Annotated in this window: 8 protein-coding genes; 1 reads left to right on the top strand and 7 read right to left on the bottom strand. The window is 77.4% G+C overall.

The genetic code is table 11. The annotated features are described in order from the left end of the window. Nucleotides 1-93: 93 nt before the first annotated feature. The 4 genes from ACFV6I_RS06505 to ACFV6I_RS06490 form a co-directional block, all read right to left on the bottom strand. Nucleotides 94-1,014 (bottom strand): hypothetical protein, encoded by a 921-nt coding sequence (locus ACFV6I_RS06505; protein ID WP_380423753.1) that lies wholly within the window; start codon nt 1,012-1,014, stop codon nt 94-96. A 195-nt stretch (nt 1,015-1,209) separates the two neighbouring features. Further along, nucleotides 1,210-2,202: an N-acetylmuramoyl-L-alanine amidase gene (locus tag ACFV6I_RS06500; protein WP_380423752.1), complete on the bottom strand. Its 993-nt coding sequence runs from the start codon at nt 2,200-2,202 to the stop codon at nt 1,210-1,212. Between the two features lie 7 nt (nt 2,203-2,209). Continuing rightward, nucleotides 2,210-3,373 (bottom strand): hypothetical protein, encoded by a 1,164-nt coding sequence (locus ACFV6I_RS06495; protein WP_380423751.1) that lies wholly within the window; start codon nt 3,371-3,373, stop codon nt 2,210-2,212. 173 nt (nt 3,374-3,546) lie between these two features. After that, nucleotides 3,547-4,203, bottom strand: coding sequence for a class I SAM-dependent methyltransferase (locus ACFV6I_RS06490; protein WP_380370540.1), 657 nt, complete (start codon nt 4,201-4,203; stop codon nt 3,547-3,549). Nucleotides 4,204-4,379: 176 nt separating this feature from the next. Here ACFV6I_RS06490 and ACFV6I_RS06485 point away from each other — a divergent pair, with 176 nt between their 5' ends. Beyond that, nucleotides 4,380-5,471, top strand: a complete 1,092-nt coding sequence (locus ACFV6I_RS06485; RefSeq protein ID WP_380423750.1) for an alcohol dehydrogenase catalytic domain-containing protein — start codon at nt 4,380-4,382, stop codon at nt 5,469-5,471. 142 nt (nt 5,472-5,613) lie between these two features. Here the strand turns inward: ACFV6I_RS06485 and ACFV6I_RS06480 are convergent, their stop codons facing one another. The 3 genes from ACFV6I_RS06480 to ACFV6I_RS06470 form a co-directional block, all read right to left on the bottom strand. Further along, the gene (locus ACFV6I_RS06480) at nt 5,614-5,787 is read right to left on the bottom strand and encodes a hypothetical protein (RefSeq protein ID WP_380423749.1); all 174 of its coding nucleotides are present in this window, start codon (nt 5,785-5,787) and stop codon (nt 5,614-5,616) included. Nucleotides 5,788-5,954: 167 nt separating this feature from the next. Continuing rightward, entirely contained in the window at nt 5,955-7,718 is a 1,764-nt protein-coding gene (locus tag ACFV6I_RS06475; RefSeq protein WP_380423748.1) for an ATP-binding cassette domain-containing protein, read from the bottom strand. Between the two features lie 122 nt (nt 7,719-7,840). After that, a complete protein-coding gene (locus ACFV6I_RS06470; protein WP_380423747.1) occupies nt 7,841-9,496 on the bottom strand; it encodes an ATP-binding cassette domain-containing protein in 1,656 nt (551 codons plus the stop codon). Nucleotides 9,497-9,659: the final 163 nt, after the last annotated feature.

Genomic DNA, 9,659 nt, shown 5'->3' with positions numbered 1-9,659 from the left:
GGGGGTCGGGGGGGGGGGCGCCGCGCCGCCCCCGCGCGGGGGGGGGCCCGGCCCCCCCCCCCCCCCCCCCCCTTCGTCGTACTGGCGGGGGCGTCAGCCGCGCTGGATGCCCGAGGTGTCGGCCAGCAGGCCGACGGTGCCGTCCTGCAGCTGGGCGACCAGCGCGCTGCCGCGCTGCTCGACCGCCAGGTACCAGGTGCCGGGCACCAGCTCGCCGACGGGGGCGCCCGCCGGGTTGTCCTTCGACGCCAGCGAGCGCGGGGCCGGGACGGCGAACCAGAACGGTGCGAAGTCGGCCGCCGGGGCGGCCGGGCTCGGCTGCGGCTGCGCGGCCGGGACGGGCTGCGGGGCGGCGGCCGTGTCCGGGGGGTGCCCGGCCTGCACCGGGCGCGGCGGGCCGGCCGCCGGGTAGCCGTAGCCACCGGGCTGGGCGCCGTACGCCGGGGCCTGGTTCGGGTCCTGGCCCGGGGCCGGGTAGCCGTACTGGCCGGGCTGCGCCGGCTGGCCGGGCTGGCCCGGGGCCGGGTAGCCGCCCTGGTAGGGGACGGCCGCCGGACGGTCGGCGACCAGCGGGGCCTTCAGCGCGGGCACCAGCGGCGCGGCCGCGGCCGCACCGGCCAGCACGATCAGCGCGATGAGGCCGAGCCAGGCGCCGAAGCCGTGCCCGAAGCTGCCGCCGGCCGGGCCGCCGCCCAGCGACCACAGCGCCGTCCACAGCGCGACGACGGCGAAGGCGATGCCCCACTGGTCCAGCCGCAGGCCGAGCACCTGGCGCCCGGCCGCGGCCTCGCCCTGGAAGCGGTGCAGCAGGATCAGCACCGCGGCGGCGATGCCGAGCAGGTAGATCGACGGCAGGATGGGGAACAACTGGGTGCTCCACGCGTTCTGCGACGTGTCGCCGCAGTACCGGCCGGTGCAGTCCACCGTCCAGTAGGGCAGGAAGGAGGCGATGAAGAGCAGGACGGCCGCGCCGGCGACGGCGGCGTCTCCCCTGGTGAGAGCGCGCAGATTCACTAACGTTCCCCTCGTTGACGTGTCGTGGACGGCGGTTCGTGCGGTCGGGCTGACCGGCCGAAACTCCCGAACGGACCAGAAGCCTAGGCCCAACCGCACCGCCGGTGCACGGCGGGACCGGGAATGGGGCGAAGTCGTTGCCAAAGGCGCGACCCGGGCGGCGCGCACGCCGTCCGCCGCCCCGGCCCAACTCCCTTACCGGGTGGTCAGATACGCCGTCAGCGCGTCGGCGATCCCCTGGGCCGCCCGCTGCCGCCACTGAGGATCCGTCATCCGTTTGGCGTCCACCGGGTTGCGCATGTTACCGCACTCGATGAACACCTTCGGCACCGTGGACAGGTTCAGGCCGCCCAGATCGGAGCGGGTGTCCAGGCCGTCGCTCGCGGTGTAGTCCGCGTACGGCTCGCCCGTCGCGGCGCGGAAGTGCTCGCGCAGCAGCAGGCCGAGCCGGCGCGAGGGCTCCACGATCGCCGCGTTGTCCGCCTTCCCGGCCGCCACCTTCGCCGGGAGGATCACGTGGAACCCGCTGCCGCCCGCCGGACCGCCGTCCCCGTGCACCGACAGCGCCACGTCGGCGTGCGCGTCGGCGCCGGCCCGGGCGCGCTCGTCGATGCAGGGGCCCCACGGGCGGTCGCCGTCCTGCGCCAGCACCACCGTCGCGCCGCGGGCGGCCAGGATTTCGCGGGCCCGGTGGGAGACGTCCAGGGCGTACTCGGCCTCGGTGTAGCCGGAGTTGGTCTCGGTGCCGGTGGTGTCGCACTGCTTGCGGGAGTTGCCGATGTCGACCAGGCGGTTGATCTCGGCGGTGTGCGCGGAGTTGCCGGGGTTGTGGCCGGGGTCGAGCACGATGGTGCGGCCGGTGAGCGCGGTGGGGGAGACCGGGGTGTCCGACGGGGCGGGCGTGTTCGGCGTCTGGGCTGGGGCGGGGGTTCCCGGCGGGGTGGTTCCCGGTGCGGTGGCCTCCGGGGTGGTGGCTTCCGGGGTGGTGGCTTCCGGTGCGGTGGTGCCCGGCGTGGCGGTTCCGGTCGGGGAGGTGGCCGGTGCGGCGGTGCCGCCCACCGCGGCGGAGTGGCCGAGGGACTGCCAGCCCAGCCAGCCCGCCAGGCAGAGCGGAACGGCCGCGCCCACCGCCGTGGTGGCGCGCAGCAGGGTGGAACGGCGGGGCGGGCGGGAGTTCGGGCCGGTCACGGGTGGATCAGATCCTATCCTGGGTGCGCGGGGTGAGGCCGTACGTGTCGGCGATCGGCTTCCACTTCCCCGCGAAGTCCTTCTTCGCCTGGGTGGCCTGCGGGTTGAGCTCGTCGGCCCGCTTCTTGTCGGCGGTGTTCGGGGCCGAGCCCGAGCAGCCCTGGCCGGCGACCGCCCGCGCCCAGTTCGCGTACGCCCGGTCGATGTCGGCCGACAGCTGCCAGGCGGACTTCAGCGACGCCATCGCGTCCGCGCCGCCCGGCACGTCGGAGGCGCTCAGCCCGGCGAGCTTGCGCAGCAGTCCGTCGCGCTGCTTGGCGCCGTTGTCGAACACCTGCGCCGCGCTCTCGATGTCGGCCTTCGCCGGGCAGCTGCTCACCTTGGCGACCGCGCTGCCGATCGGGGCTTTCGCGCTCTCGCCCTCGGTGAGCAGGCCGTCCAGGGCCTGCGCCTGCGTCTTGGCGTTGGCGCCGGCACCGCTCGCGGTCGGGGACGGCGCCGCGGCGGACGAGGCCGGGTCGGTGGCGCCGTTCGGCGCGGCGTCCGTTCCGGTGGGCGCCGGGCCCGTCGGCGGGTTCCCGGTGGACGTCGCGGAGGCGGACGGCGGGGCGGGCGAGGCCTGGTCCTTCTTGTCGCCGCTGTTCCGGGCGGCCACCAGCAGGCCGCCGCCGACCGCCACCACCAGGAGCAGCGCGAAGCCGATCAGCAGCGGCGCCTTCCGGTTGCTCGGGCGGTCCTCGTCGTCCAGGTCCTCGTAGCCGGTGGGCTGGTCGGCGGGGTAACCGGTGGGGTAGTCGGGCTGGCCCGGGTACGGGACGTACGGGGGCTGCTGCGGGCCGGCGGGCGGCTGCGGCGGGTACACGTAGCCGGGGCCGGGGGCCTCGCCGGACACGTAGCCGGGGCCCGGGGTCTGCGCGGACGCGCGGGAGGGGAACGGCGTCGGCGGCGGCACGGACGGCGGCTGCGGGGCGGCCAGGTACGGGCGGGCGCCCAGCGGCGGGCCCTGGTCCCCGACGGCGCCGGCGGTGGGCTGAGCGGGGGCGGGCTGCGCCGGGTTCGGCTGCGCCGGGGTGGGCTCGGCGGGTCGCTGCGGGCCGCGCACCCAGCCGCCCGCGCCGCCGCGCGCGGTGGGGTCCCAGACTGCCGGAGCGGTGTTGTGCTGGTCCGTCATGTGCCGCTAGCCCCCACCGTTAGCCCCCACCGTCCGCCGATGCTCTGCCTGGTGCTGCGCGGACACCGTACCGTTCGAACCTCCGCCCGACAGCTCCGGCACGACGTTAGAGCATCCGTGCAGGGCTGTGGGGCCGCTCGGCGGATCGGGCGGTGGGCGGCTAGGGCGGGCGGCTAGCTCGCGGCGGTCCGGCGTAGGACGCGCAGCGAGCCCGTCACCGAGACCTCCTCGAAGCCCTCGGCCAGCGCCCGCAGGTACACCCGGTACGGGGCCTGGCCGCCGTCCGCCGGGTCCGGGAACACGTCGTGCACCACCAGCAGCCCGTCCGGCGCCAGGTGCGGGGCCCAGCCCTCGTAGTCGCCGGTCGCGTGCTCGTCGGTGTGCCCGCCGTCGATGAACACCAGGGCCAGCGGCCGCCCCCACAGCGCCGCGATCCGCGGCGAGCGGCCCACCAGGGCCACCACGTGCTCCTCCAGCCCGGCGGCGTGCAGCGTCCGGCGGAACCGCGGCAGGGTGTCCATCAGCCCCACCTCCGGGTCCACCAGCGTCGGGTCGTGGTACTCCCAGCCGGGCTGCTGCTCCTCCGAGCCGCGGTGGTGGTCCACCGTCAGCGCGGTCGTCCCGGCCTCCCGGGCGGCCGCCGCCAGCAGGACCGCCGAGCGGCCGCAGTAGGTGCCGATCTCCAGCAGCGGCAGACCGGTGCGCCGCGCCGCCGTCACCGCCGCCGCGTACAGCGCCAGCCCCTCGTCCACCGGCATGAACCCGGTGGCCGCCTCGAACGCCGCCAGCACCTCGGCCGCCGGGCGGACACTCTCCAGCAGGTCGGACATGACGGTGCTCCTCGGGCTCGGGACGTGCGCGAACGCGTTCGACCCGGACCCTACTCGACGGTAGAGGGGTGGACCACAGCGGCCCTGGAACGTGTTCTAGTCGGGTCGGGTCGCCCGTGTCAGAATCGGGCCCGACCGTGGAAACCGAGCACACGAGGCACACCGGGAGCAGCCCCATGCGCGCAGCCGTCCTGCACAAGACCGGCCAGGAGACCCTCGACGTCCGGGAGGACGTGACGGCCGTCGGCTTCGGTCCGGGCGCCGTACGGGTCCGGATGCGCGCCGCCAGCCTCTGCCACTCCGACCTCTCGGCGATGAGCGGCGTCCTGCCGCAGCCCGCGCCGTTCGTCCCCGGGCACGAGGGGGCCGGGGAGGTCGTGGAGGTCGGTGAGGGCGTGACCGGCCTCGCCCCCGGCGACCGCGTGGTGCTCTGCTGGATGGCGCCCTGCGGCCGCTGCGCGCACTGCGAGCGGGGCCGCGGCCACCTGTGCATCGCCAGCCTGCGGCGGCTCGGCGCGCCCGGCTTCCGCTTCGAGGACGGCGGCGCGGCGGTCGAGGCCTCCGGGTTCTACGGCACCGGGGCGTTCGCCGAGGAGGTCGTGGTCGCCGCGGACGCCGTCATCAAGGTGCCCGCCGACCTGCCGTACGAGGCCGCCGCGCTGATCGGCTGCGGGGTGACCACGGGCGTCGGCGCCGCCGTCAACACCGCCCGGGTCGAACCCGGCGCCTCCGTCGCGGTGATCGGCGCGGGCGGGGTCGGGGTCGCCGCCGTGCAGGGCGCCCGGGTCTGCGGCGCCGCCCGGATCACCGTCGTCGACCCGGTCGTCTCGCGCCGCGAGCGGGCACTGGCCTTCGGCGCGACCGAGGCGATCGCCCCCGAGGACCTCAAGGCGGCGGCGAAGGGCCTGCCCGGCGGCGGCTTCGACTACGTCTTCGAGGCCGTCGGCCGGTCCGCGACCGTCCGGGCCGGCTACGACGCGGCCCGGCGCGGCGGCGCGGTCGTGGTGATCGGCGCCGGCGCGCAGGACGACCTCGCGCAGTTCACCATGGGCGAGCTGTTCTTCAACGAGAAGCGCCTGCTGCCCTCGCTCTACGGCGGGGCGCCGGTGGCCCGCACCATCGCCCTGGTCGTCGACCTGTGGCGGGCCGGGCGGATCGACCTCGACGGCATGATCAGCCACCGCGTCGACCTGGCGGACGTCAACGAGGCGATCGCCCAGATGCGCAGCGGCGAGGCGCTGCGGACGGTCGTGACGCTGGGGCGCTGAGCCGCGCGCCCTCCCCGAACCCCGAACCCAGGACCCCGAACCCAGGACCCGGGACCCAGGACCCCGAACCCAGGACCCAGGACGCGACGAGGGCCCGCCGGGGGGTGCCCCCCCCCGCCGGGCCCTCCCGGTGCGGGTGTGCTCAGCCCCGGTCCGCCGCGGCGCGGTGCCGGCCGTGCGGGTCGGCCTCGGGCGTGTCGTCGGCGGCGGACCGGCCCCGGTGCCGGCCGTGCGACGAGGTGTCCCAGGCGGTGCTCTCGTCGGCGTCGGTCCCGTTGGCCGTGGGTCCGGTGGTGTCGGTGAGGGTGTCGGACATCAGAAATCGTCTTTTCCGTGCGGAGGGTGCAGGTCATCGGCGCCCGGCCGGCGCTTGGCGGCGCGCGGTCGGGTCCCCGATCGGGCGCTCGGTACGCGCCACAGCCGGTGATCGCGGCCCGTGCCCCGGCCACCATAACGGCCGGAACGGACGAGATCCTATCGAGATCATGACGCGCGACCCGCCGTCGAACCCAGCCAGTGACCGACCAACTCGCGGTACAGCGGGGACAGCACCTGAAGATCGCCGTGCCGGGCGAGCACCCCCCGCCCGCCGTCCAGCAGCAGCACCCGGTCCGCGCGCAGGGCCGAACTGATCCGGTGCGCGACCACGACGAGAGTCCCGGGCCGGGCGGCGAACGCCCGCTCGACCCGCTCCTCCGTACGAGGGTCCAGGTGGCAGGTCGCCTCGTCCAGCACCACGACCGGCGCCGGCGACAGATACGTCCGCACCAGCGCGAGCAACTGCCGCTCCCCGCCCGACAACACGCCCGGATCGCGCAGGACGGCCTCCGGGCCGCCCAGCCGCGCGACCAGCCGATCAGCCCCCAGCAAGCGGACGGCACGGGCGAGTTGCTCCTCCGTGGCCTCCGGGGAGAGCCAGGTCAGGTTGGACCGCACCGGCCCCGGAAACACGTACGCCTCCTGCGGCACCAGCGCCACCAGCCGCGCCCGCGCCGCCCCCGCCGGCCCGTCCGGCCGCACCCCGCCCACCGACACGGCCCCGCCCGTCGGCGCCAGCACCCCGGCCAGCAGGGCCGCCAGCGTCGACTTCCCCGCCCCGCTCACCCCCACCACGGCCACGTGCTCCCCGGGCCCGAACCCGAACTCCAGGCCCTCCAGCACCGGCGCCCCGGCCCCGCCGTGCCCGAACCCCAACCCGCTGACCCGCACCTCCGGCTCCTGCCCCGGGGCTCTCCCGGGCAGCGCGCCGGGGGCGGCGTCCGCCGGGGGGTCGCTCGTGGTGGCGGCCAGGCGGTCCAGGACGACGGCGAGGTTGAGCAGCCAGCCGCCGACCGTACCCGCCAACGTCCTGACCGCCGGGTCGAGTTGCTGCAGCAGATAGGTCGCGACGCCGAGCAGTTCGCCGGGGGTCAGGGCCTCGCGGGCGAGCAGCCACGGCGCGGCGGCGAGGACGGCCAGGACGGGCAGCCGGCCGCCGAGGGCCACGACCAGCGCGCGCAGGGCCGAAGCCCGGCCCAGGGCGCGGGCGGCGGCGGCGCTCGCCCGGGCGGCCCCGGTCAGCGCCTCGGCGACCTGCTCCCAGGTGCCCGTGGCCTGCACGTCGCGCAACCCGTGCAGCGCCCGCCCCGCCTCGGCAGCCAGCCGCTCCTCGGCGAGCACGACCGCCCTCCGCCGCGCCACCAGCGGGCGCAGCAGACGGAAGAAGAGGAACCCGGCGGCGAGCAGCGGCAGCAGGACCAGCGGCAGGACGGCGGGCGCCAGCAGCGCCAGGCCGGCCAGGGCGGCGACCAGGGTGACCCCGACGCCGCGCAGGGTGCGCAGCAGGGTGGCGGTCAACTGCCGTGCGGACTCCACCTGTTCGGTGAGCCGGGCGACCTCGGCCGGATCCGCCGACGGCCGGGCGAGCGCGCTGTGGACCACCCGCTCGACCAGGGCGTCCCGAAACGGCTCCACCACCCCCGCCAGGTGCGGGAACCCGGCCCGCGCCGCGTACGCCCGGACGGCCATCGCGGCGCCGAACCCGGCCAGCCAGGCCACCCCGGCCCCCGGCCGCCCGGCCAGGAACCCCTGGTCGACGGCGGCCGAGACGAACAGCCCGGACAGCAGCGGCGGCAGCGCCTCCACCCCGGACCAGCCGAGCAGGCGGAGCAGCGGCCCGCGCGTGACGGCCAGTTGCCGGAACAGCAGCGCCCATCCGGGGGAGGCGGACGCGGGAAGTCGGCGCCGCCGACTTCCGGTGCCGGGCATTCGGCCCGCGCCGGGCCGGCGCCGACGTCTCGGGCCGGGTGGCGCCGGGGTGGCTGGGTGCACAGGAAGTCGATCGGGCCGACTTCCTGCGCCGCCGTCGGACGGGGCGCGGTGGCGGGCCATCAGGCGGAGGCCGTCTGGAGGGCGGTGTCCGACAGGGCGGCGCGGTAGTCGGGGTCGGCGAGGAGGGTGGTGTGCGGGGCGAGGGCGCGCAGGCGGCCGGCGTCGAGCCAGGCGACGAGGTCGGCGCGGGCGGCGACCCCGGCGCGGTGGGCGACCACCAGCCGGGTGCGGCCGAGGGTGGCGCGGTCGAGGGCCTCGCTGACCTGGTACTCGGTGGCGAGGTCCAGGCCCGAGGTGGCGTCGTCGAGGACGACGACCCGGGCGGGTCGGGCCAGGAGTCGGGCCAGGTCGAGGCGTTGCAGTTCGCCGCCGGAGAGCCGGAGTTCGTCGAGGGGGGTGTCCCAGCCCCGGGGCAGCCGCTGGAGGAAGCCGTCCGCGCGGGCGGTCGCCGCCTCGGCTGGGCCGGCGCCGGCCAGCGCGTCGCGGACCGTACGGCCGACCAGGGCGGGCCGGGCGAAGGCGTAGCCGACCGCGTGCCGCAGTTCGGACGGGGCCAGCGCGTCCACCGGGACACCGTCGATCAGTACGGCGCCCTCGTCGGGGTCGCGCAGCCGCCCGGGCAGCGCGGCCAGCAGGGACTTGCCGGAGCCGGAGCGCCCCACCAGTGCGACCGTGCGGCCGCCGGGGATCGTCAGGTCGAGCGGGCCGAGCAGCACCCGGTCGCCGTCGCGCACCACCACGCCGCGCAGGACGACCTCCCCGTAGCCGCCGACGGGGAGGGCCGCCCGGCCGGGGTCGGCCGGGCGGACGGCCAGCAGTTCGTCGGCCCGGGCCTGCCCGGCGCGGGCGTGCGCCACCGCGACCAGCGCCTCGACCTGCTCGAAGAGCCCGGCGCCGAGGGCAGCCCAGCCGGCCGCGGCGGCGAGCGCCCCGGGGGCCAGGGTGCTTTCGGCGAGGAGGGTCCCGGCGGTGGCGAGCACCGCGACCTCGACCACCGCGATCAGCAGGGTGGCCTGCCAGGCGGTGCGCCGCTGCGCCGCCCAGAGCGCGTGCCCGGCGGCGGACAGGCCCGGCAGCGGCGCCAACACCCGTGCCGCCTCGCGCTGTTCGGCACCGGCGGCGTGGATGCTGCGCAGCCCGGTGAGGGCGCCGCTGAGCCGGGCGGCAAGGTCGGCCTGGACCTCCTGGTAGCGGGCGAACACCGGCCCGGCCTCGCGCAGGAAGAGCCGGATCAGCACCACGCCGGGGACGACGCCCGCGAAGAAGGCGAGCGCCAGCCACGGCGACAGCAGCCCGAGCCCGACGATCGCGCCCGCCGAGGTGAGCAGCGCCGTGGCCGCGCCGAGGACGGCGGGCAGTCGGCCGCCCGCGTCGCCGGCCGAGCCCAGCAGGCGGGCGGCGAGGTCGCCGGGCGGTGGTCCGTGGCGGAGCCGGCCGCCGGGTCCGAGGGCGAGCAGGTGGCGGACGAGACGCCCGCGCAGGGCGGCGGTGGCCTCGGCGGAGCAGGCCGGGCCGGCCGCGGCGGCGGTGGCATTGGCTGCGGCGGCCACGCCCAGGACGAGGGCGAGCCGTACGAAGGCGCCGGGCCCGGGCCGGTGGCCGAGGGTGGCGTCGACGGCCGCGGCGAGCGCGGCGGGCAGGGCGAGCGTGGTGGCGGCCTCGACCGGCAGGGCGATGCCGAGTGCGAGGGTCCAGCCGGTGGGGCGGCGGGGCAAGTCGGAGCTCCCGTCGGAACGTTGAGTCGAGGGGCGGGTGGTCGGGCACGTGCAGGGAAACGGACGGTGCCGGGCCCCCCCGGGCGGGGAGGGGGGGGCGGGCCCCCCCGCGCACCCCCCGGGTAAGCGGGTGGGGTATATAAAGGAGGGGTGGGTGTTAAAC

The organism is Kitasatospora sp. NPDC059803, from assembly GCF_042732255.1.
GTDB lineage: Bacteria > Actinomycetota > Actinomycetes > Streptomycetales > Streptomycetaceae > Kitasatospora.
This window is presented reverse-complemented; position numbering and strand designations above follow the sequence as displayed.

Bases quoted from the DNA above. Each gene is read 5' to 3' on its own strand.
- ACFV6I_RS06475 (WP_380423748.1), bottom strand. From the start codon at position 7,718: ATGCCCGGCACCGGAAGTCGGCGGCGCCGACTTCCCGCGTCCGCCTCC.
- ACFV6I_RS06490 (WP_380370540.1), bottom strand. From the start codon at position 4,203: ATGTCCGACCTGCTGGAGAGTGTCCGCCCGGCGGCCGAGGTGCTGGCG.
- ACFV6I_RS06495 (WP_380423751.1), bottom strand. From the start codon at position 3,373: ATGACGGACCAGCACAACACCGCTCCGGCAGTCTGGGACCCCACCGCG.
- ACFV6I_RS06485 (WP_380423750.1), top strand. From the start codon at position 4,380: ATGCGCGCAGCCGTCCTGCACAAGACCGGCCAGGAGACCCTCGACGTC.
- ACFV6I_RS06480 (WP_380423749.1), bottom strand. From the start codon at position 5,787: ATGTCCGACACCCTCACCGACACCACCGGACCCACGGCCAACGGGACC.